Origin of the sequence: Allobranchiibius sp. CTAmp26, assembly GCF_017565405.1 — a bacterium.
Lineage (GTDB): Bacteria > Actinomycetota > Actinomycetes > Actinomycetales > Dermatophilaceae > Allobranchiibius.
The window spans coordinates 47,139-69,228 of sequence record NZ_JAGEKR010000016.1; the positions used below are offsets into that span (position 1 = coordinate 47,139).

Annotated in this window: 21 protein-coding genes; 6 read left to right on the forward strand and 15 right to left on the reverse strand. The window is 71.1% G+C overall.

Going from position 1 to position 22,090, the window contains the following annotated elements:
- Positions 1 to 66: 66 nt before the first annotated feature.
- Positions 67 to 567: a hypothetical protein gene (locus tag J4030_RS11775; RefSeq protein ID WP_208049423.1), complete on the reverse strand. Its 501-nt coding sequence runs from the start codon at positions 565 to 567 to the stop codon at positions 67 to 69.
- A gap of 158 nt (positions 568 to 725) precedes the next feature.
- Between J4030_RS11775 and J4030_RS11780 the strand changes: the two genes are divergently transcribed.
- Together J4030_RS11780 and J4030_RS11785 are read left to right on the forward strand one after the other, a co-directional pair.
- Positions 726 to 2,012, forward strand: coding sequence for a thymidine phosphorylase (locus tag J4030_RS11780; protein ID WP_208049424.1), 1,287 nt, complete (start codon positions 726 to 728; stop codon positions 2,010 to 2,012).
- 30 nt (positions 2,013 to 2,042) lie between these two features.
- On the forward strand, positions 2,043 to 3,134 hold the full coding sequence (locus tag J4030_RS11785) for an adenosine deaminase (protein WP_208049425.1): 1,092 nt from the start codon (positions 2,043 to 2,045) through the stop codon (positions 3,132 to 3,134).
- An 85-nt stretch (positions 3,135 to 3,219) separates the two neighbouring features.
- Here the strand turns inward: J4030_RS11785 and J4030_RS11790 are convergent, their stop codons facing one another.
- Positions 3,220 to 4,065 carry an RDD family protein gene (locus J4030_RS11790; protein ID WP_307864670.1) on the reverse strand — a complete coding sequence of 282 codons (846 nt, stop codon included), beginning with the start codon at positions 4,063 to 4,065 and terminating at the stop codon, positions 3,220 to 3,222.
- Between the two features lie 23 nt (positions 4,066 to 4,088).
- Between J4030_RS11790 and J4030_RS11795 the strand changes: the two genes are divergently transcribed.
- On the forward strand, positions 4,089 to 5,084 hold the full coding sequence (locus tag J4030_RS11795; protein ID WP_208049426.1) for a stage II sporulation protein M: 996 nt from the start codon (positions 4,089 to 4,091) through the stop codon (positions 5,082 to 5,084).
- 60 nt (positions 5,085 to 5,144) lie between these two features.
- Here the strand turns inward: J4030_RS11795 and J4030_RS11800 are convergent, their stop codons facing one another.
- The 9 genes from J4030_RS11800 to deoC all read right to left on the reverse strand — a co-directional run bounded on the left by J4030_RS11800 (position 5,145) and on the right by deoC (position 14,265).
- A complete protein-coding gene (locus J4030_RS11800) occupies positions 5,145 to 5,549 on the reverse strand; it encodes a RidA family protein (protein ID WP_208049427.1) in 405 nt (134 codons plus the stop codon).
- Positions 5,550 to 5,625: 76 nt separating this feature from the next.
- Positions 5,626 to 6,921, reverse strand: coding sequence for a DUF58 domain-containing protein (locus J4030_RS11805; RefSeq protein ID WP_208049428.1), 1,296 nt, complete (start codon positions 6,919 to 6,921; stop codon positions 5,626 to 5,628).
- 5 nt (positions 6,922 to 6,926) lie between these two features.
- Positions 6,927 to 7,907 carry a MoxR family ATPase gene (locus tag J4030_RS11810; protein ID WP_208049429.1) on the reverse strand — a complete coding sequence of 327 codons (981 nt, stop codon included), beginning with the start codon at positions 7,905 to 7,907 and terminating at the stop codon, positions 6,927 to 6,929.
- Positions 7,904 to 9,031 carry a DUF4350 domain-containing protein gene (locus J4030_RS11815; RefSeq protein ID WP_208049430.1) on the reverse strand — a complete coding sequence of 376 codons (1,128 nt, stop codon included), beginning with the start codon at positions 9,029 to 9,031 and terminating at the stop codon, positions 7,904 to 7,906. The genes J4030_RS11810 and J4030_RS11815 overlap by 4 nt, the downstream gene beginning before the upstream one ends.
- On the reverse strand, positions 9,028 to 9,669 hold the full coding sequence (locus J4030_RS11820; RefSeq protein WP_208049431.1) for a DUF4129 domain-containing protein: 642 nt from the start codon (positions 9,667 to 9,669) through the stop codon (positions 9,028 to 9,030). The genes J4030_RS11815 and J4030_RS11820 overlap by 4 nt, the downstream gene beginning before the upstream one ends.
- The gene (locus J4030_RS11825) at positions 9,656 to 10,810 is read right to left on the reverse strand and encodes a glycerophosphoryl diester phosphodiesterase membrane domain-containing protein (RefSeq protein ID WP_208049432.1); all 1,155 of its coding nucleotides are present in this window, start codon (positions 10,808 to 10,810) and stop codon (positions 9,656 to 9,658) included. The genes J4030_RS11820 and J4030_RS11825 overlap by 14 nt, the downstream gene beginning before the upstream one ends.
- Positions 10,811 to 10,925: 115 nt before the next feature.
- Positions 10,926 to 11,819, reverse strand: a complete 894-nt coding sequence (locus tag J4030_RS11830; RefSeq protein WP_208049433.1) for an aldehyde dehydrogenase family protein — start codon at positions 11,817 to 11,819, stop codon at positions 10,926 to 10,928.
- Positions 11,819 to 13,276, reverse strand: coding sequence for an aldehyde dehydrogenase family protein (locus J4030_RS11835; RefSeq protein ID WP_208049434.1), 1,458 nt, complete (start codon positions 13,274 to 13,276; stop codon positions 11,819 to 11,821). Before J4030_RS11835 ends, J4030_RS11830 begins: the two co-directional genes overlap by 1 nt.
- Before the next feature lie 5 nt (positions 13,277 to 13,281).
- Entirely contained in the window at positions 13,282 to 14,265 is a 984-nt protein-coding gene (gene deoC, locus J4030_RS11840; protein WP_208049435.1) for a deoxyribose-phosphate aldolase, read from the reverse strand.
- Positions 14,266 to 14,288: 23 nt separating this feature from the next.
- Here deoC and J4030_RS11845 point away from each other — a divergent pair, with 23 nt between their 5' ends.
- The gene (locus tag J4030_RS11845; RefSeq protein ID WP_208049436.1) at positions 14,289 to 14,945 is read left to right on the forward strand and encodes a hypothetical protein; all 657 of its coding nucleotides are present in this window, start codon (positions 14,289 to 14,291) and stop codon (positions 14,943 to 14,945) included.
- Positions 14,946 to 15,164: 219 nt separating this feature from the next.
- On the opposite strand, the gene J4030_RS11850 is transcribed toward J4030_RS11845, so the two are convergent.
- Positions 15,165 to 16,799: a phospho-sugar mutase gene (locus J4030_RS11850; protein ID WP_208049437.1), complete on the reverse strand. Its 1,635-nt coding sequence runs from the start codon at positions 16,797 to 16,799 to the stop codon at positions 15,165 to 15,167.
- Complete coding sequence (locus J4030_RS11855) at positions 16,799 to 17,629, reverse strand: purine-nucleoside phosphorylase (RefSeq protein WP_208049438.1); 831 nt, start codon at positions 17,627 to 17,629, stop codon at positions 16,799 to 16,801. The genes J4030_RS11850 and J4030_RS11855 overlap by 1 nt, the downstream gene beginning before the upstream one ends.
- A 40-nt stretch (positions 17,630 to 17,669) precedes the next feature.
- Between J4030_RS11855 and J4030_RS11860 the strand changes: the two genes are divergently transcribed.
- Positions 17,670 to 19,067: an NAD(P)H-quinone dehydrogenase gene (locus J4030_RS11860; RefSeq protein ID WP_307864671.1), complete on the forward strand. Its 1,398-nt coding sequence runs from the start codon at positions 17,670 to 17,672 to the stop codon at positions 19,065 to 19,067.
- A 166-nt stretch (positions 19,068 to 19,233) separates the two neighbouring features.
- Here J4030_RS11860 and J4030_RS11865 read toward each other — a convergent pair whose 3' ends face one another.
- Positions 19,234 to 19,419 (reverse strand): hypothetical protein, encoded by a 186-nt coding sequence (locus J4030_RS11865; protein WP_208049439.1) that lies wholly within the window; start codon positions 19,417 to 19,419, stop codon positions 19,234 to 19,236.
- Between the two features lie 144 nt (positions 19,420 to 19,563).
- On the opposite strand from J4030_RS11865, the gene J4030_RS11870 reads away from it, so the two are divergent.
- Positions 19,564 to 20,154: a TetR/AcrR family transcriptional regulator gene (locus J4030_RS11870; RefSeq protein WP_208049440.1), complete on the forward strand. Its 591-nt coding sequence runs from the start codon at positions 19,564 to 19,566 to the stop codon at positions 20,152 to 20,154.
- Between the two features lie 107 nt (positions 20,155 to 20,261).
- On the opposite strand, the gene J4030_RS11875 is transcribed toward J4030_RS11870, so the two are convergent.
- Positions 20,262 to 22,034, reverse strand: a complete 1,773-nt coding sequence (locus J4030_RS11875; RefSeq protein WP_208049441.1) for a biotin carboxylase N-terminal domain-containing protein — start codon at positions 22,032 to 22,034, stop codon at positions 20,262 to 20,264.
- Positions 22,035 to 22,090 lie beyond the last annotated feature (56 nt).

Here is a 22,090-nt window from a genome sequence, read left to right on the forward strand (position 1 = left end):
CATATCTTTCGGGTGCACCCCCTGTAGGTGCGCCACTGGAAACATCTGTATGCCACTCGGGGGCGGTTACTTGCGCAGACCGACCTCCTTGCCGCACGCCGCAGCCGCGGCCACGTAGACCACGTTGTCCTTCGGGTCGAGCTTGGCGTTCTTGTCCGCGGCGGCGAAAGCCTGCAGCGTCTTGTTGCTGACCTTGGCGTAGGTCTTGCCGACGATGCACGCGGCGACCTTCTGCACGAGGGCCGGCTTGAGCTTGGCTCCCTGCGGGGTCTGCTCCAGGCCCTTGGTGAGACCGGCGGTCGCCGCTGCCTTGGTGGGCTTGGCGCCACCTGCGGCTGCGGCGGAGGAGCTGGTGGTGGTGCTCGACGGCGTGGTTGTGGTGGGTGCGCTGCTGGAGGAGCTGGTCGTGCTGCTCGGTGCGCTCGACACACTGCTCGAGGAGCTGCTGCTCGAGCTGGCCGAGCTCACGCTGACCTTGTTGCTGCTGCCGCACGCGGCAAGGCCGAGCGGCAGGGCGAGCAGGGTCGCGGTGGCGGCGGTGCGGGTGAGTGTGGACGTGATCGACATCGGTGGGTTCCCCTTGAACGTGACGGACGCGCCCATCACGTGGGCGCGTGCCCGCGAGCCTACGGGCCAGGAGGGCGCGTGCGGGGTGGAACGCGCTTGCGCGAGCGAGCGATCGGAGTGCGGCGAAGCGCGCCGCGCGACCGTGGCAGGATCGGTGGATGCCTGAATCGCACGACGCCGTCGATGTCATCCGCACCAAGCGCGACCGTCACGAGTTGGACGACGGTCAGATCGACTGGGTGATCGACGCGTACACGCGTGGCGTGGTGGCCGACGAGCAGATGTCGGCGCTCGCGATGGCGATCCTGCTCAACGGCATGACCCGCCGTGAGATCGCCCGGTGGACGGCGGCGATGATCGCCTCGGGCGAGCGGATGGACTTCTCCGGGTTGTCGCGCCCGACCGCCGACAAGCACTCCACCGGTGGCGTCGGCGACAAGATCACGCTCCCGCTCGCGCCCCTGGTCGCGGCCTGCGGCGTCGCGGTGCCGCAGCTGTCGGGGCGCGGACTCGGCCACACGGGCGGCACCCTCGATAAGTTGGAGTCGATCCCCGGGTGGCGCGCGGACCTGACCAACGAGGCGATGCTCTCGCAGTTGGAGTCGGTCGGCGCGGTCATCTGCGCGGCCGGCGCCGGTCTCGCACCCGCCGACAAGAAGCTCTACGCACTGCGTGACGTGACCAGCACCGTCGAGGCCATCCCCCTCATCGCCAGCTCCATCATGAGCAAGAAGATCGCCGAGGGCACCGGCGCGCTCGTGCTGGACGTGAAGGTGGGCTCGGGCGCCTTCATGAAGGACGTCGCGAACGCGCGGGAGCTTGCGACGACGATGGTCGGTCTCGGCACGGACGCCGGTGTCCGCACCGTCGCTCTCCTGACCGACATGTCGACGCCGCTCGGTCTGACGGCGGGGAACGCGCTCGAGGTCGCGGAGTCCGTCGAGGTGCTCGCGGGAGGCGGGCCCGCCGACGTACGCGAACTCACCCTCGCGCTCGCGCGCGAAATGGTCTCTGCCGCAGGGGTCTCCGATGTCGACCCGGCGGAGGCCCTGGACGACGGCCGCGCGATGGACGCCTGGCGGGCGATGATCGCGGCACAGGGCGGTGACCCGTCGGCGACGCTGCCGGTGGCCCGCGAGCAGCACGTCGTCACCGCGCCGCGCGACGGCGTGCTGACCCGGCTGGACGCGTTGCAGGTGGGTGTCGCCGCCTGGCGACTCGGCGCGGGACGTGCGCGCAAGGAGGACGTCGTACAGGCGGGCGCCGGCGTCCAGTGGCACGCGCGGCCGGGTGACTCCGTGCGCGCGGGGGCGCCGCTGCTGACGCTGCACACCGACACCCCGGAGCGCTTCGAGCGGGCGCTCGCCTCGCTGGACGGGGCGTTCGACATCGCGGACGTCGACGTCCCCGACCGGCTGCCGCTGGTCATCGACCGGATCGCCTGACGGCGGCGCCGACCGCCGTACAGTGACCGGATGCCGGAGACCCACGCGCCCCTGACCCTCGAGGAGATCGTCCAGCTGCCGAAGGTGCTGCTGCACGACCACCTGGACGGCGGTGTGCGGCCGGAGACCGTGGCGCAGTTGGCGCGCGAGACGGGGTACGCCGGGTTGCCGACGAGCGATCCGGCGCAACTCGCGGTGTGGTTCCGGGAGAACGCCGACTCCGGTTCGTTAGTGCGGTATCTGGAGACCTTCGCGCACACCGTCGGGGTCATGCAGACCGCGGACTCGCTGCGCAGGGTCGCACGCGAGGCGGTCGAGGACCTGGCCGCCGACGGGGTCGTCTACGCCGAGATCCGCTACGCGCCGGAGCAGCATCTCGAGCAGGGGCTGAGCCTGGACGACGTGGTGGAGGCCGTCAACGCGGGGCTGCGCGAGGGGGAGGCGCTGGCAGCGGAGCGGGGCCGCACGATCCGTGCGCGGGCGCTGCTGACCGCGATGCGGCACGCGGCTAAGAGCACCGAGATCGCAGCGTTGGCAGTGCGATACCGCGACGACGAGGTCGCCGGATTCGACATCGCGGGCGCCGAGGCGGGCAACCCGCCGACCCGTCACCTCGACGCGTTCGAGTATCTGCGCCGCGAGAACGCGCACTTCACCATCCACGCCGGCGAGGCGTTCGGGTTGCCGAGCATCTGGGAGGCCCTCCAGTGGTGCGGCGCGGAGCGGCTCGGCCACGGCATCCGGATCGTCGACGACATCGAGGGCCTGGGCACATCTCGCGCGCAGCTCGGCCGGCTCGCGTCGTACGTCCGCGACCTGCGCATCCCGCTGGAACTGTGTCCCTCGTCCAATGTGCAGACCGGTGCCGCGACCTCGGTCGCCGCCCACCCGATCACGCAGTTGCGCGACCTGCGTTTCCGGATCACCGTCAACACCGACAACCGGCTGATGAGCGACACGTCGATGTCGCGGGAGATGTGGCTGCTGGTGCAGGACGCCGGGTGGGATCTGGACGACCTGCGCTGGGTGACGATCAACGCCATGAAGTCGGCGTTCCTGCCGTTCGACGAGCGGCTGGCGATCATCGACGAGCAGATCAAGCCGGGCTACGAGGTGCGCTGACCTGCTTTCCCGACCATGACACAGGTGAGCCCTGGAGCCACAGGTATTCCTGCGGCTCCCGGACTTACCTGTGTCACAGTGAGATTCAGCGGCCGGTGAGTTCGTCGACGGGTACGACGCGCGCCCGTAGTCTGCTGTCGCGGGCGAGCCGCTGCTGGTCGCGGCGGCGGCGTTCGGCCAGTACGGCGGCCAGGAAGTCCTCGTCGGGCGTGCCGGGTGGCGGGGGCGGCGCGACGTTCGGTCGCACCGCCGCGGTGAGCTCGGTGCTCAGTCGAGCGCGCGCCGCGGGCGTGAGCGTCCTACGGCGCAGCAGGAACTGTCGCACCGCGAGGGCGACGCCGTCGGGCAGGGCCGAGATGTCGGCCGCCCGCGCCCACGGCTCCAGCCGCCAGGGAACCTCCGGTGGCGCGGAGAGCTGCAGGCGCACGTCCTCGTGCACGACGTACGTGCCGGCGGCGAGGTCGCCGAGTCGCTTGACCCGCGTGGTGGCGATCGCGGCGATCACGGCCGGTATGCCGTACGCCACGAAGAACTCCACCACGCCCACCAGTCCGCGGACGAACGCGTGCCGGAAGACGATCGGGCCGCCGTCGTCGCGCACCACGCGCAGGCGGCAGATCAGCTTGCCGAGCGACCGCCCGCGGGTGAGTGTCTCGACCGCGACGGGGACGACCAGGAGGGAGCCGACGATGCTGATCAGTGCCAGCGTCTCGCTGCTGGCCACGCTCGCGTCGGACGACTGCGCGACGACCACGACGAGCAGCAGGATCACGAGCAGGAGATAGAGGATCGTGTCGATCACCCGGGCGACGGCGCGGATGGGCAGTGAGGCCGGCGGGATGTCGATCAGGACGGCCTCACCCGTGACCATGGTGTCCGCCTCGGCACCGCGCAGCGGGCGTGGTCGCGCGGGTTTCCCCCGGTCCGTCACGTCGGTCAGCGTACCTTTGCGCCATGGATCTGGACGCGTACGTCGCAGCCCACCACCTGGAGTGGGAGCGCCTGCGTGACCTGGGGGCGCGGCGGCGGCTGAATGCCGCCGAGGCGGACGAATTGCTCGACCTCTACCAGCGGACCGCCACGCACCTGTCGCGGATTCGTTCTGCCGCAGCCGATCCCGCGCTCGTGCAGTACCTCTCGGCGTTGCTGTCGCGGGCGCGCGCCAAGTCGATGGGCCGGCGTACCAGCACCTGGTCGGGGGTCGCGCGGTTCTTCGCGGTGACCTTCCCCGCGGTGCTCTACGGGTTGCGCCGATGGTGGCTGACCGTGCTCGTGGTCAATGTCGCGGTGGCGTTCGTCATCGGTGTGTGGGTCGCGCGGCACCCGGGCGTGCAGTCCTCGTTCGTCAGCGGCCGGCAGGCCGACCAGCTCGTCAACCACGACTTCGCCGACTACTACTCGCAGTACTCCGCGACCGATTTCGCCACCCGCGTGTGGACCAACAACGTGTGGGTCGCGGCGCTGTGCATCGCGGTCGGTGTGCTGGGAGTGCCGGTGATCTACCTGCTGTTGCAGAACGTGCTGAACGTCGGGATCATCGGCGGCCTGATGGCCGCACACGGCAAGCTGTCGCTCTTCTTCGGACTGATCCTGCCGCACGGGATGCTCGAGCTGACAGCGGTGTTCGTCGCCGCGGCGGGTGGGTTGAAGCTCTTCTGGTCGTGGGTCGAGCCGGGTGACCGCACCCGTCCCGACGCGATGGCCGCCGAGGGCAGGTCGGTGATCACGCTGGCGCTCGGGCTGATCGTCGTTCTCCTCGTGACCGGCGTGATCGAGGCGTTCGTGACGCCGTCCGGGCTGCCGACCGCGGCACGCATTGGGATCGGCGTCCTCGTCGAGGTGCTCTTCTTCCTCTACGTCTTCATCGTCGGTCGTCGAGCATGGCTGAGCGGTGAGACCGGCGACGTGGCCGAGATCGACCGCAGCGCCGCCCTCCCCACCGTCGGCTGACCCCAGTCTTGGACATGCACGCCGGGGCAGATGTGCCCCGGTGTGCATGTCCAAAACGGGTCAGATGAGTGCGGCGACGGCTTCGACCTCGACGAGCTGGTCCGGGTAGCCGAGCACGGTCACTCCGAGGAGGGTGCTCGGCGGATCATGATCGCCGAACGCGTCCCGCACCACCTGCCACGCGGTCACCAGGTCGTGCCGGTCGGTGGTCGCGACGAGTACGCGGGTGGAGACGACGTCCGTCAGCTCGGCCCCCGCGTCGGCCAGTGCGATCTCCAGGTTGAGCATCACCCGGTGCGCCTGAGCCGCCACGTCGCCGGGAGCGAGCGTCCGGCCCCCGTCGTCCAAGGGGCAGGATCCGGCGAGGAAGATCAGCCGCGCGTCGGCGGGTGCGGTTGCGGCGTAGGCATATTCGACGGTGTCAGTCAGCGTGGAGGAGCGGATCAGTTGCACGGCGGAGGTCACCGCCCCACCCTCTCGCCTTTTGGACATGCACGCCGGGGCAGATGTGCCCCGGTATGCATGTCCAAAACAAGAGGGGTCAGAGGAGGGCTTGCCGCTTCAGCATCAGGTAGTGGTCGACGAGGGCGGTGGGGAGCTCGTCGGGCGACTCGTCCAGCACGGTGACGCCGAGTTGGCCGAGGGCGGTCGCCGCCCGCTCGCGCAGAGTGAGGGTGCGCTCGGCCGCCGCTGCGTCGTAGGTCTCGAACGCCGTCCGACGCTGTGACGCCATCTGGCGCAGCACCGGATCGGTCACCGAGGCGACGACCACCCGGTGGCGGGCGGTGAGGGCGGGGAGCACCGGCAGGAGCCCCTCCTCGATCGCTGCGGGTTCGAGCGAGGTGAGGAGGACGACCAGGGCGCGCTGACGCGACAGGCCGTCGACCGCACCGGCGAGCCGGGACCAGTCCGCCTCGACCAGTGCCGGCTCCAGCGGGGTCATCGCGGTGACCAACCGGTGCAGCAACTGCCCGCGGTCGTGCACGCCGATCACGCGTGCACCGATCGCACGGTCCCCGGCCAGGAACTGCACCCGGTCACCCGCCCGCGACGCCAGCGCGCCGAGCAGCAGCGCGGCGTCCATGCTGTGGTCGAGCCGGGTCGTGTCGCCGACCCGCCCGGCGCTGGTGCGTGAGGTGTCGAGCAGGATCACCACCCGACGGTCGCGTTCGGGCTGCCAGGTGCGTACGACGAGGTGTCGGCGCCGGGCCGTGGCGCGCCAGTCGAGACTTCGCACGTCGTCGCCGTCGACGTAGTCGCGCAGCGAGTCGAACTCGGTGCCCTGCCCGCGCACCCGCACGGCCGCCCGACCGTCGATCTCCCGCAGCACGCGCAGCCGGCTGGGGAGGTGCCGCCGCGAGGGGAACGCCGGCAGCGCGCGCACCGTGCCCGGCACGGCCACCGACCGCTGCCGGGCCGCCAGCCCCAACGGCCCGTACGAGCGCAGCGTGGTGCGGTCCGCGCGCCGGTCACCCCGCCGTACCGGCGTCAGTTCCGTTGTCAGCCGGACGCTTTCACCCGGCGGCAGCGTGGCCGTATGGCGGGAACCGCCGGCCCCCGCTGACGGCTGCCACGCGTCGCGGACCAGCGCGCGCACCCGCCGCCGGCCATCGTTGCGGACCAGTAGTGAGGTCGACGTGGACTCCCCGAGCACCACCTGCGCGCCGGGGGAGCGGGTGAGGTCCAGCCCCGCCGGCGACCCGGCGAGCAGCACATCGACGATCACCAGCACCGCCACGACCGCCAACCACACCAGCACCGACCACGCGCGCGGCACCAGCGCGACGTAGATCAGACCCAGTGCCGCCAGCAGGACGGCGCGTCCGGTGATCGCCACGGCGGTCAGCGCGGGACGGGGACCGAGCCGGCGGCCGAGTCGAGCACAGCGGACGCGCCCACGCCCTCGAGCTCGGCTTCCGGCCGCAGCGTGATGCGGTGGGCCAGCGTCGAGCGGGTCATCGTCTGGACGTCGTCGGGCGTCACGAAGTCGCGCCCGGCGAGGAACGCCCACGCGCGGCTCGTGGCCAGCAACGCGGTCGCGCCACGCGGGCTGACGCCGAGGGCCACTGAGGGGGAGGTGCGAGTCGCCCGGGCGATGTCGACGATGTAACCGGCGACCTCGGGAGCGACGCGCACCCGACGGACCGCCCGAGCACCCGTGGCGATGTCGTCGGCGCCGGCGACGGGCCGTACGCCGGCCGCCTCGAGGTCGCGCGGGTCGAAGCCGTCGGCATGGCGCTGCACGACCACCAGCTCCTGCTGACGGTCCGGCAGCGCGACGGCGACCTTGAGCAGGAACCGGTCGAGCTGGGCCTCGGGCAGAGGGTAGGTGCCCTCGTATTCCACCGGGTTCTGGGTCGCCGCGACCATGAACGGTGCCGGGAGCGCACGCGGCGTGCCGTCGACCGAGACCTGCCGCTCCTCCATGGCCTCCAGCAGTGCGGACTGGGTCTTCGGCGGGGTGCGGTTGATCTCGTCCGCGAGCAGCAGGTTGGTGAAGACCGGGCCGGGCCGGAAGACGAAGTCGGACGAGCTGCCGTCGTACACCAGGGAGCCGGTCAGGTCGCCGGGCATCAGGTCGGGGGTGAACTGCACCCGCTTGGTCTGCACCGACAGCGACCGGGCCAGCGCGCGCACGAGCAGCGTCTTGGCCACGCCCGGCACTCCCTCGAGCAGCACGTGGCCGCCGGCGAGGAGCGCCACCACCAGGCCACCGATCGCCGAATCCTGTCCGACCACAGCCTTGTTGACCTCGGTGCGGACGTCGATCATCGCCTGGCGTGCGCGGTCGGCGTCGGCGTGCAGCGACGTGGATTGCGTCATGGGCGGTGTACCTGTCTCTCGAGGTTCTGGAGTTCCTGGGCGGTGCGGATCAGCTGCGCCTCGTCGTCGACCGGGCCGCCGACGAGAACGTCGTGTACCTCGCGGGCATCACGTCGGGTCGCCTGCGCAGTCTCGCGGACCAGCTCCGCCGCGGGTGTGGTGGGTGCGAGGCCGAGGTAGCGGGCGAGCCGGTGCCGGGACGCGATCCGCAGCACCTCCGCGGTGCGAGCGGTGTCGCGGGCGCGGCGGTAGAGCTGTCCCCGGCTGAGGGTGGTCTCCACGGCGGGTACGACGACCGGCAACGGCTCGGTGACCAGCCTCCCGAGTCGGCGCCCGCGCCACAGCATCAGCAGCACGACGCACGCGGCGACCAGCCAGGTCCCGGGGCCGAGCCATCGCGGCCAGGGCGATGCTTCACCGGATCCGGTCGCCGAGGCGTCGGCGTGCGCGGTGTCGGCGGCCACCCACACCAGTCGGGGGTGGGATCCCAGCGCTCGCAGCGCGATCGCCGCATCGTCGGCGGACAGCACGCCGCGATTGCGCAGGAACTGGTCGGACCCGATGACGACGACGGCCGGCCGTAGGCCGGGGACCGCCGGCAGCGTCCGGATGGCGTCGCCACCGTCGTCGAGCCGGGCGCATCCGGCGCCGACGGTGGAGGTGTAGGAGCGTGGCGCCACCCCACCGTCGAACCTCAGGCCGTCGAACGGAGGTGTGCTGCAACGCAGTTGGCCAGGGTCACTGCGCGCGCCGGGCACCTCGCGGATCGGGAGCCCGAGGTCGGCCAGGACGGGAGCCGTCGGTGCGATCAGGACGAGGGAACCGGCGGAGCTCGACGTCTGTGCGATGCGGTGTAGCGATGCCCGGCCGAGCAATCCGGCGCGGGTGACGACGACGGTGGAGTCCGGTCCTGCCGACTGTTGGACGAGACCGGCGGCGGTGTGGGTGACGTGCACGGAAACCCCCTGCGCGCGCAGTACCTGAGCCACCGCGCGCGCACCGTCGGGGGCGGCCGATCCGGGGTCGAGGGGCTGCTTGCGAGAGCCGGCGGTGAGCACCGCGACGAGCGCCAGGGCGACCAGTGCCAGCACCAGCGACGCCCCGATCAGGCGACCGCGCGTCATACGGGCTGCCCGGTGCGAAGGGGGTTCGGGCGCGCGTGCTCCAGCACCTCGTCAAGGTCGCGCATGCGGGTGCAGTCGGCGGCGTCCGCGGCCCGGCCGCCGTAGAGGACCGCGTCGAAGATTGCTGCCGCTTCGGACAATCGAGTGGTCGATGCCGGGAATCTCGCCGCGAGCACGCGGGCGATCTCGTGCGCCGTCAGACCGGGCGCCGCGTCGATCAGCGCCCGCTCCACCCCGCGTACGGCGATCGCGCGGAACCGGTCGAGGGTGGCCGCGTCCAGGTCTCCGGCGCGCTCCGCCGCGGTGGCGCGGGACCGCAGCTCGTCGGCCGAGGTCTGTCGGTCCCCGAGCACCGCGTCGTCGTCATGACCGCGCGCGCGCACCCGGCCGCGGCGTAACCCGGTGGCAGCGAGTATGACGATCAGGATCACCAGCAGCAGACCGACCAGCCACGCGATCGCAGGGAGAGTGCCCGTGCTGCCGGAGAGGAGATGATCGAGCTGGCGAGCGATCCAGTCGTACGCCGTCTGCAGCAGGCCCTTGTGCTGGTCGTATTCGCCCTTGGCCAGCTCGCGGCGCAGCAGCTGGCGACCCTGGTCGCCGCTCGGTGTGAGAGGTGTGGCGTCAGCGCGGAGCATCGTCGCGCGAGGCCGCCGCGGACATGAGGGTCACGTCAAGGCCCTCCTTGCGCATCCGCTGGTCGATGTAGAGCAGCCCGGTGGTGCCCGTGACGAACGGGGCGACGGCCGCGCTCACGACGGCGGTCCAAAGCTGCCCACCCACCAGCAGCAGCACGCTGCCGGTCCCGTCGGTCGCGTAGCCGCCGAGGTTGAGCAACGATCCCGGCACTCCGACGACCGCACTGACGGTCCCCGCGACGAGCGTGGCCAGGAACGAGATCCCGAGCAGTCGCCAGAACGCGTGATGGGTCAGCGCCCACGACCGCTTGATCGCGGGCACCGGGCCGATGCCCTCCAGCACCAGGGCAGGGCTCGCCAGCATCAGGCGGATGCTGAGGAAGAAGACCCCGACGAGGAGTCCGAGCCCGAGCAGCACGCCCAGGACCACGGCGAGCACGGTGCCGGCGGTCAGCGCGGCGACGACGACGATGCCGACGACGACCGCCACGGCGAGCAGAGCCAGCGCGGCGAGCAGCACGGTGAGTCCGAGCAGCGGCCACAACCGCGGGCGGATCCGGGTCCACGTCTCGCGCATGCTGATCCGCCGACCGAGGACGGCGTCGGAGACGACCACGATGAGCATGCCGGCGAGCACGATGCCGCCGATGTAGGTGAAGATCTGCGCGGCCGGCGCGATGAGGTCGACCTTCAGCAGATCCGGGTTGGAGCCTCCCGTGTCGCTCTTGGACGAGAGGTCCAGGCCGTTCGGGAAGACCACGCGCTTCAGGAAGAGCGTGACCGCCAGGGTCGGCACGGCGACGATCAGATGCACGATCAGGGCGAGTCCGAGGGTGGCGGCCGGGTTGCCGCGGATGGTGGCGAAGGCGCCGCCGAAGATGTCACCGAGGGTGAGCGGGCGCAGCGGCACGACACCGGGTTTCGGTGCCATCGGCCGGAACGGCGGCGCGGTGTACTGCGGCTGACCGCCCTTGGTCGGCGGACCCTGGGGTGGTCCGGCGGGGGGCACCGGTCCGTAGGCGCCGTACTGCGGGGGTGGTCGCTGGCCGGTCTGCTGCGGCGGGGGTGCCTGCGTGCCGTAGGCCGGCTGCTCACCGGTGTGGTTCGGACCCCCCGACGGGCTCACCCATCCGTCACTCATGGCCGAACCTTAACCGGCGCCGTCTGCCCATCCCGCCGAGTGGCGTACATATGTTTCGAGTGGCGCACTCCTACGGGGTGCACTCGAAATATATGTACGCCACTCGGGAAGGGAGTCAGGTGCCCTTGGGGTGCCAGACCGTCTTCGTCTCGAGGAATGCCCGCATCCGACGCAGGCTGGGAGCGGGCGCGAAGTCGGGTTCGACGGCGTCCGGCCCGTCGCCGGCGGGCCGCAGCACGCGCTTGACGGTGCCGGCGGCTGATGCCTCCAGCGCGGCCCAGTCGACGTCGGCGGCATTCGCCGCGCCAGTCAGGTCGATGGCGTTCACGTCATGGTGGGACGCGAGCCAGGGAGCGAGCTCCGCGGTGCGCCCCGTGACGATGTTGACCACGCCGCCGGGCACGTCGGAGGTCGCGAGCACCTCGGACAGCGTGACGGCCGGCAGCGGCCGATCCTCGCTGGTGAGCACCACCACGGTGTTACCCGAGACGATCGCCGGGGCGATCACACTGATCAGTCCCAGCAGCGAACTGCGTTGGGGCGCAAGAATGCCCACGACACCAGTCGGTTCGGGCGCCGACAGGTTGAAGTACGGGCCGGCGACGGGGTTGAGGTTGCCGAGCACCTGGGCGAGCTTGTCGGGCCACCCGGCGTACCAGACCCACCGGTCGATGGCGGCGTCGACCAGTCGTTCCGCGCGGGGGCGGGTCACGCCCTCGCTCGCGATCACGTCGGCCACGAACTGCTCGCGGCGACCCTCCAGTACCTCGGCCACGCGGTAGAGCACCTGACCGCGGTTGTACGCCGTCGCCCCGGACCAGCCGGCGAACGCCCCCCGCGCCGCGACCACGGCGTCGCGGACGTCCTTGCGGGAGCCCTGTGCGGCGTTGGCCAGGAAGGACTGCGAACGCCCCTGGGACACAACGGCGTACGAACGCCCGGACTCACTGCGCGGGAACTTGCCGCCGATGTAGAGCTTGTAGGTCTTGCGCACGTCCACCCGAGCCATCAGTCCTCACTCCCCGCCGCGACATAGGCCTCCAGGCCGTGTCGACCGGCCTCGCGGCCGTATCCGCTCTCCTTGTAACCGCCGAAGGGCGACGTCGGGTCGAACTTGTTGAACGAGTTCGCCCACACCACCCCGGCGCGCAGCCGGTCGGCGGTCCAGAGCACCCGCGATCCCTTGTCGGACCAGATGCCAGCGGACAGCCCGTACGGCGTGTTGTTGGCCTTGGCGACCGCCTCGGCCGGCGTGCGGAAGGTCAACACGGACAGCACCGGTCCGAAGATCTCCTCCTGCGCGACCCGGTGCGCCTGCGACACGTCGGTGAAGATCGTCGGCGCGAACCAGTAGCCACGGTCGGGCAGCTCGCACGGCGCGCTCCAGCGGGTCGCGCCCTCCGCCTCGCCGGCCTCGACGAGCGCGGTGATGCGGGCGAGCTGCTCGGCGGAGTTGATGGCGCCGACATCGGTGTTCTTGTCCATCGGGTCGCCGACCCGCAGCGTGCCGAGGCGGCGCTGCAGACGGCGTACGACGTCCTCGGCCACCGACTCCTGCACCAGCAGCCGCGACCCGGCGCAGCAGACGTGTCCCTGGTTGAAGTAGATGCCGCTGACGATGCCCTCGACGGCCTGGTCGATCGCAGCGTCGTCGTAGACGATGTTGGCGCCCTTGCCGCCCAGCTCCAGGGTGAGCCGCTTGCGGGTGCCGGCGATGGTGCGCGCGATCTGCTTGCCGACGTCGGTGGAGCCGGTGAAGGCGATCTTGTCGACGTCGGGGTGCTCGGTGAGCGCCTGTCCGGTCGCGCCGGCGCCGGTCACGATGTTGACGACCCCGGCGGGCAGGTCGGCCTGCTGGCACACTTGCGCGAAGAGCAGCGCCGTGAGCGGAGTGGTCTCGGCGGGCTTGAGCACCACCGTGTTGCCGGTCGCCAACGCGGGCGCGATCTTCCACGCCAGCATCAGCAGCGGGAAGTTCCATGGGATGACCTGGCCGATGACACCGAGAGGTGCCGGGCGCGCGCCCGTGGTGAGACCGGCGTACTCCAGTTTGTCGGCCCATCCCGCGTGGTAGAAGAAATGCGCCGCCGCCAGGGGGATGTCGACGTCGCGCGACTCCTTGATCGGCTTGCCGTTGTCGAGCGTCTCCAGCACCGCGAACTCGCGGGCCCGCTCCTGCAGCAGCCGTGCGATCCGGAAGAGGTACTTGCCGCGCTCAGCACCCGACATCGGACCCCACACCTGCGTGTAGGCCCGCCGGGCGGCGCGTACGGCGGCGTCGACGTCGGCCGCGCCGGCCTCGGCGACGTCGCTCAGCCGTTCACCGGTGGCCGGGTTGACGGTCTTGAACGAACCGCCGTCCGCCGGATCGACGAACTCGCCGCCGACGAAGAGTCCGTAGGAGGACGCGATGTCGACGACCCCCCGCGATTCCGGCGCCGGAGCGTATTCGAAACCCGTTGGCATGTCTCTCAATCCTCGGTGACGTAGTCGGATCCGGAGTAGGCGCCGGTGCGCAGCTTCTGCCGTTGCAGGAGCAGGTCGGTCAGCAGACTCGACGCGCCGAACCGGAACCACTGCGGGGTCAGCCAGTCCGGACCTGCCGTCTCGTTGACGGTGACCAGATGCTTGACGGCGTCCTTGGTGGTGCGGATGCCGCCCGCGGGCTTCACCCCGACCATCGCGCCGGTCAGCCCGCGCCAGTCGCGGACGGCCTCCAGCATGACCAGGATCACCGGGAGGGTCGCCGCGGGCGAGATCTTGCCGGTGGAGGTCTTGATGAAATCGGCGCCGGCGAGCATCGCCAGCCAGGAGGCGCGGCGCACGTTGTCGTACGTCGCGAGCTCGCCGGTCTCGAGGATGACCTTCAGGTGCGCGTCGGCCCGGTCGGGGTTGCTGCGGCAGACCTCCTTGACGGCGGCGATCTGGTCGAAGACGGTGCGGTAGTCACCGGACAGGAACGCTCCACGGTCGATCACCATGTCGATCTCGTCGGCGCCGGCGGTGACAGCGTCCTGGGTGTCCAGCAGCTTCACGGGCAGCGACGCGCGCCCCGAGGGGAAGGCGGTGGTCACGGCGGCCACGTTGATCCCGCTGTCGCCCAACGCCTCTCGCGCGACGGTGACCATGTCGTTGTAGACACAGATCGCTGCGACGCGCGGGGTCGACGGGTCGGCGCGGTCGGGGAGCATCGCCTTGGCGCACAGGTTGCGCACCTTGCCGGGGGTGTCCGACCCCTCCAATGTGGTGAGGTCGATCATCGAGATGGCCGTGTCGATCGCCCACGCCTTGCTGGTGGTCTTGATCGAGCGGGTGCCGAGCGCCGCTGCGCGGGCCTCGGCTCCGACCTGGTCGACCGCCGGGAGGCCGTGGAGCCAGGTGCGCAGGGACCGATTGGACAGGGCGGACACCCCGAGAAGGTCCCTCGCCTGCGACGTTGCAGTGGTTGCTGACACCGACGCAGCGTACCGTCAGCGCCATGCCGTCCCGACTGGCTCACACCCCCGACACCACAGCCCAGCGCCGGCAATTCCGGCAGACCGGGTCCATGGCGCTCGGCATCGTCACGATCGCGGTCTGCGCGCTGATCCTGCTGCTCGGCGTCCGGACGCTGGGCCGGCTGCATGTGCTCGACGTCGCCCTGCCCGTGGCCGTCGCCGTGTTCGCCTGGGCGATCTTCGTGCGCCCGTGCGTCGTCCTCACCGACCAGGCGATCGTGATTCGCAACCTCGTGCGCGACGTGCAGATCCCCTGGCAGTGCGTGAAGTCGACGCAGTCGCGGTGGAACCTGAAGGTGATCACCACCGGCGACGCGGGATACGGATCGTGGGCCATCACCAGCCAGCGCCGCCGCACGCCCCGCGTGCAGCGGTTGGGCTTCGGGGGCGGCGGCATCATGCCGTCGCGGGCCGAGCGTAGGCAGCCGATCGACACGGCGGCCTACCGGAACGCCCCCGAGCGTCCCCAGTCCGCGGCCGCGGTCGCCGCTCGGATCGGCGAGGAGAAGGCGCTGTTCGATCAGCGGCCGACGGACCTGGGCACTGGCGACGCCGTCGTACGCGTGCAACCCGCCTGGTGGGGCATCGCGGCTCTCGTCGGGGCCGTGGTCCTGGTGGTCGTCGGCATTCTGGGCTGAGCCGCCCCCGGCGCGTGGGTTGTCGGCGCTGCGGTCACTTTCCTGCACGCGCATACGCCGGCCGGGTGGGTTGTTGGCGCTGCGGTCACTTTCCTGCACGCGCGTACGCCGGCCGGGTGGGTTGTTGGCGCTGCGGTCACTTTCCTGCACGCGCATACGCCGGCCGGGTGGGTTGTCGGCGCTGCGGTCACTTTCCTGCACGCAAGCCCGGCGGCAGCGTCACTCCGGCGCGGTCAGGCGCTCCATGTCGGCGCGGATGGCCGCGAGCCGGCTCTGTGCGCTCGCCCGGTCGGCGTCGATCGCCTCCAGGTAGACCTTCAACTTGGGCTCGGTGCCGCTCGGCCGCACGATCACGCGGGTGTCGTCCGCCAGCAGATAGCGCAACCCCTCGGTGGGGGGCAGGCCGCCGTCACCCCGCGCCAGGTCATCGATGGACGAGACGCCCTGTCCGCCGACGCTGCCGGGCGGTGTCGTCCGCAGACGCGCCATGACGTCCCCGATCACCCCCAGATCCTCGACTCGCACCGAGAAACTGTCGGTCAGGTGATGGCCGTACGTCGCGGCGAGTTCGTCGAGCGCGTCCAGGAGAGTGGCGCCACGGCCGGCGAGCGACGCGGCGTACTCCGCTACCAGCAGCGCCGCGCTCACGCCGTCCTTGTCGCGCACCTGCGTCGGATCCACGCAGTAGCCGAGCGCCTCCTCGTAGCCATAGACCAGGCCGGGCACCCGGCTGATCCACTTGAAACCGGTCAGCGTCTGCTCGTGGCGCACGCCGTGGGCCGCGCACATCGCGGCCAGCAGCCGGGACGACACGATCGAGTTGGCCATCACCGCGTCGGCCGGCCAGTCCCGGCGCAGCAGGTGGTCGCCGAGCAGCGCACCGACCTCGTCGCCGCGCAGCATCCGCCACCCGTCGGTGTCCGCCACCGCGACGGCGCATCGGTCGGCGTCGGGGTCGTTGGCGATGACCAGGTCCGCATCGACCTCTCGCGCCAGGTCGAGGGCGAGGTCGATCGCACCTGGCTCCTCGGGGTTGGGGAAGGCGACCGTCGAGAACTCCGGGTCGGGCGTCTCCTGCTCGGCGACCGAGTGCACATCGTGGAAACCGACGCGGGCCAACGCATTTCGCGCCACCTGGGATCCCACGCCATGGAGGGCGGTGTGCACGATCCGTAGCGCACGCGGACCGCCGGGGGTGACGACGCGGCATACGGAATCGAGGTAGTCCGCCACGATCCCGTCGTCGAGGGTCTGCCAGCCGTCCTGCGCCTGTGGCACGGAGGCGGCGTCGGGCACCGCGGTGATGGCGTCGGCGATCTGCTCGTCGACCGGCGACACGATCTGGCTGCCGTCGCCGAGGTAGACCTTGTAGCCGTTGTCCTGCGGCGGATTGTGGCTCGCGGTGACCATGACGCCGGCATCAGCGCCGAGATCGCGGATCGCGAAGGCCAGCACCGGTGTCGGCAGCGGGTGCGGCAGCACCATCGCGTGCCCGCCGGCCGCCGTCACGACCGCCGCGGTGTCGCTGGCGAAGACGTCGGAGTTGTGCCGGGCGTCGTAGCCGATCACCACGGTGGCGTCGCGCGCGCTGCGCTGCTCCTGCAGGTACGCCGTGAGGCCGGCTGCTGCTCGCAGCACGACGACACGGTTCATCCGGGCCGGCCCTGCGCCCAGCGCGCCGCGAAGGCCGGCGGTGCCGAACTGCAGCAGTCCCGCGAACCGGTCCTCCAGGTCGGCCACCGCATCGGCGTCGCCGGCTTGCACGGAGGTCAGCACCCCCTCCAGCTCAGCGCGGGTCTGCGGGTCGGGGTCGTCGGCGATCCAGGCCCGCGCCCGCGCCTCGAGGGAGGCCATCACATCGCCCGTACGACGTCGGCGAGCAGCGCCCCGCACCGTGCGGCGGCGGCCTGCCCGGCCTCCAGCACCTCGCCGTGGGACAGCGGCTGGTCGCTCACCCCGGCCGCGGCGTTGGTCACCAGGCTGATGCCGAGCACCTCCAGACCGGACTGGCGCGCCGCGATGGCCTCGAGCGTGGTGGACATGCCGACGAGCTGGGCACCGAGGACACCGGCCATCCGCACCTCGGCCGGTGTCTCGTAGTGCGGCCCGCGGAACTGCGCGTAGACGCCTTCGTCGAGCGACGGGTCGACGGTGCGGGCGAGCTCCCGCAAGCGCGCGGAGTAGAGGTCGGTCAGGTCCACGAAGTTCGCGCCCTCGATCGGCGAGGCGGCGGTGAGGTTGATGTGGTCGGAGATGAGCACGGGGGTGCCGGGTGCCCATTCGCGGCGCAGGCCGCCGCACCCGTTGGTCAGCACGATCGTCGTGCAGCCTGCAGCCGCCGCCGTGCGTACGCCGTGCACCACCGCGCGCACGCCGCGACCCTCGTAGAAGTGCGTGCGAGTGCCGAACACCAGTGCGCGTCGGTCGGTCTCGCCGATCCGCACCGAGCGCATCGTGCCGGTGTGCCCACTGACGGCCGCGGCGGCGAAGCCCGGCACGTCGGTGTTCGCGACGGTGGCGAGAGTCTCGCCGATGTGGTCGGCGGTCTGACCCCACCCCGATCCGAGCACCAGCGCGACATCGTGTCGCGGCACTCCGGTGGCCTCGGCGATCACCGCCGCCGCGCTGCGGGCGACCTCGAACGGGTCGGTGGCGGGGTCTGCGAGGTCGGCTGCGATCGTCACCGGCACAGGCTAGCGAGGACCCGCGTGATGAAATGAACCCGTGACGCGTCAGAAAACCGTGGCCATCATCGGCGGAGGACCAGGGGGCTACGAGTCGGCCCTGGTGGCCGCCGCGGCCGGTGCCTCCGTCACGATCATCGAGAACGAGGCGATGGGCGGCGCTGCCGTCCTCACCGACTGCGTGCCCAGCAAGGCGCTCATCGCCACCTCCGACTTCATGTCGCGGTTCGCATCCGCCGGACGTCTCGGCGTCGGTTTCGAGGGTGCCGGTGAGGACCAGCACGCCGAGGCCCACCTCATCCAGGTCAACGAGCGCATCCTGGCGCTCGCGCAGGCACAGAGCCACGACATCCGTGCCCAGGTCGAGGGCACCGGCGTGCGGGTCTGCCGTGGTGCCGGCCGCATCAGTGCACCCGGCAAGGTCACGATCGAGAGCGAGGACGGCGCCGAGGAGATCTCCGCCGACGTCATCCTGCTCGCCGTCGGCACCCGACCCCGCACGATGCCGGCGGCGCAGCCGGACGGCGACCGGATCCTCACCTGGCAGCAGATCTACGACCTGAAAGAGCTACCCGAGCACCTGATCGTGGTGGGTTCGGGCGTCACCGGCGCCGAACTCGCGCACGCCTACCTCGGTCTGGGCTGCGCGGTCACGCTGGTCTCCTCGCGCGACCGGGTGCTGCCCGGCGAGGACGCGGACGCCGCGCTCGTGATCGAGAACGTCTTCCGCCGGCGCGGGATGCAGGTGCTCAACCGGTCCCGGGCGAAATCGGCCGAACGCACCGACGACGGCGTCCTCGTCACGCTCGAGGACGGACGTACGGTCGAGGGCTCGCACGTGCTGCTTGCCGTCGGATCGATCCCGCAGACCCGAGGCATCGGGCTGGAGGAGGCCGAGGTCGAGATGACCGAGTCCGGCCACATCGTGGTCGACCGGGTGTCACGTACGTCAGCGCCGGGGGTGTACGCCGCGGGCGACTGCACCGGGGTGATGCCGCTCGCCTCCGTCGCGGCCATGCAGGGCCGTCTCGCGATGGCCCACGCCCTGGGCGACGCGGTGGCGCCGCTGAACCTGCGCGGCGTATGCGCCAACATCTTCACCGATCCCGAGATCGCCACGGTCGGTTACTCGCAGGCCGACGTCGACGAGGGCCGCGTGGAGGCCCGGCTGGTGACCCTGCCGCTGTCGACCAACCCGCGCGCCAAGATGCGCAACATCCGGGACGGATTCGTGAAACTGCTGGTCCGCCCGGGCAGCAACACCGTCATCGGCGGCGTGGTGGTCGCGCCGCAGGCGTCGGAGCTCATCTTTCCCATCGGGCTCGCCGTGCAGAACAGGCTCACGGTCGACCAGGTGTCCTCGACCTTCTCCGTCTACCCGTCGATGACCGGGTCCATCACCGAGGCCGCGCGCCGGTTGCACTCGCTCGACTACTGAGCCTCACCGCCGACTCTGCGCGAGATGTCGGTTTCGGAGGGTCTGCTGGCTTCGCGACCCTCCTGAAGTGACATCTCGGCGTACGGCGAAGGCGTACGGCGTGCGGGCATGCGAAAGGCGCACGTCCCTTGGTGGGACGTGCGCCTTCGCGTTGAAGTGTGGGGGCTCAGTGGCCGAGTGCGAGGCCGCGGTAGTACGTCACCAGCGGCTTGTGCTGCGCGACGCGCTCCTGGCGGTTGCGTGCGAAGAACTGCACGGTCCAGGTGCCGGCGCAGGCGATGAGGGCCACGAGAGCGACGGCGACGATGATCATCGTGCCGGTGAAGAACTGGTCGATGTTCATAACGTTCATGAGTCTGCCTCTGTCTCGATCTTGGTGATCACTACGTCTGTAGTGCTCATGTCTTTGACACTACGCCTGTAGTGATGAGGGTGCAAGCGCAGGTCTTGTGTGCTGCCTCACAGGGATGCCCGGGGGACGTGAGAGGCTGCGGTCGTGGCCAAGAAGCGCAGGCGTCCGGAGGGGACGGCGGAGCGGCAGGCGCACCTGCTGGAGTCCGCCATCACCGTGGTGGGCCGCGGTGGCCTGCGGGGTCTGACCCACCGGGCCGTCGACCGCGAGGCGGACCTGCCCGAGGGCTCCTGCTCGGTCTATTTCCGCACCCGGCTCGCGCTGCTGACGGCGTTGACGACGTTCGTGGCGGAGCGGCTCACCGATGACGTACGTCGGATGGGCGAGGCGCTGCCGGAGTCCAACGGCGACCCCGTGCCGGCCATCGAGGCGACGGTCGAACTGGTGGTGCGCTGGTCGGGTCGCCCCGATCTGCTGATCACGATGACCGAGCTCTACCTGGAGTCGGTGCGCACGCCCTCGCTGCGCTCGGCCTCAGGGGCGTGGCGCGACGGGCTGGTGAGCGTCGTGGAGGAGCTGGTGCAGCGCTCGGGCAAGTCCGACCCCCGACGGCGTGCCCAGGGCATCGTCGCGAGTGTCGAGGGCGTCGCGGTGGCGTCCCTGCCGTTGTCCGCGCGCGACCGCAAGGCCTACCTGCGCGACACCCTCACCCTGGTGGTCTCCAGCCTCGCCTGACCCCAGTCCCACACCTTCGCCGAGTGGCATACATATGTTTCGAGTGCACCCCGTAGGAGTGCGCCACTCGAAAGATATGTATGCCACTCGACGGGCAGGGGCTTCGGTCAGTCGGTGATCTGCGCCAGCACCGCACCGGAGGTGACGGTCTGACCGATCTCGGCCGTCAGCCCCGAGAGGGTGCCCGCCTTGTGCGCGGTGATCGGCTGCTCCATCTTCATCGCCTCGATCACCACGACCGTGTCGCCGGCCGCGACGGTGTCGCCCTCGGAGGCGACCACCTTGACGATGGTGCCCTGCATCGGCGCGGTCAGCGCATCTCCGCCGGCAGCAGCCCCGCCACCGCCGGAGCGGCCGCGCTTGGGTGCCTTCTGGCGGCCGGGGGCAGCGCCACTGCCGCCACCCAGCTGCAGGTCACCCGGCAGCGACACCTCGACCCGCTTGCCGCCGACCTCGATGACGAGCTGCTGGCGCGGGGCCGTCTCGGTCGCCTCCGCGGCCGGACCGTCGTACGCCGGGATGTCGTTGTCGAACTCGGTCTCGATCCACCGGGTGTGCACGGTGAACGGCGTGTCGCCCGCGGGCGCGAACGCCGGGTCGCTGACGACCTTGCGGTGGAAGGGCAGCACGGTCGGCATGCCGTCCACGACCATCTCGGCCAGGGCGCGGCGGGAGCGTTCGAGCGCCTGCTGCCGCGTCGCGCCCGTGACGATCAGCTTGGCGAGCATCGAGTCGAACGCGCCGCCGATGACGTCGCCGCTGGTCACGCCGGAGTCGACGCGCACGCCCGGGCCGCTGGGAGCCTCGAAGCGGGAGACGGTGCCCGGTGCGGGAAGGAAGCCGCGTCCGGCGTCCTCGCCGTTGATGCGGAACTCGAAGGAGTGCGCGCGCGGCTCGGGGTCGTCGTACCCGAGCTCCTCACCGCGCGCCAGGCGGAACTGCTCGCGCACGAGGTCGACGCCGGTGACCTCCTCGGAGACCGGGTGCTCCACCTGCAGGCGGGTGTTGACCTCGAGGAAGCTGATGACACCGTCCTGCCCCACGAGGAATTCGCAGGTGCCCGCGCCCTGGTAGCCGGCGGCACGCAGGATGTCCTTGGACGCGCGCAGCAGTTCGGTGTGCTGCTCGTCGCTGAGGTATGGCGCGGGCGCCTCCTCCACGAGCTTCTGGTTGCGGCGCTGGAGCGAGCAGTCGCGGGTCGAGACGACGACCACGTTGCCGTGCGCGTCGGCCAGGCACTGGGTCTCCACGTGCCGCGGCTTGTCCAGGAACCGCTCGACGAAGCACTCGCCCCGGCCGAACGCCGACACGGCCTCGCGGACCGCCGACTCGAAGAGGGAAGGGATCTCCTCGATGGTGCGGGCGACCTTCAGGCCGCGCCCGCCACCGCCGTACGCCGCCTTGATCGCGATCGGCAGCCCGTGCTCCTTCGCGAACGCCACGATCTCGTCGGCGTCGTTGACGGGTTCCTTGGTGCCGGGCACGAGCGGGGCGCCGGCCGCGGTCGCGATGTGGCGCGCCTTGACCTTGTCGCCCAGGGAGTCGATGGCCTGCGGCGACGGACCGATCCAGGTCAGTCCGGCGTCCAGGACGGCTTGCGCGAAGCTGGCGTTCTCGGCCAGGAAGCCGTAGCCGGGATGTACGGAGTCCGCACCGGAGGCGCGCGCCACCTCCAGCAGCTTCTCCTGCACCAGGTAGGAGTCGCCCGGCGTCGTGCCGCCGAGCGAATGGGCCTCGTCGGCCACCCGCACGTGCAGCGCGTCACGGTCCGGATCGGCGTACACCGCGACCGACGCGATGCCCTCGTCCTTGCACGCGCGCGCGATGCGGACGGCGATTTCCCCCCGGTTGGCGATCAGCACCTTCTCGACAGCAGCCATGGTCCCGGACTCTAGTGGGACGGGCATCACACGGGTCGTCCGGGTGATGAGACGCG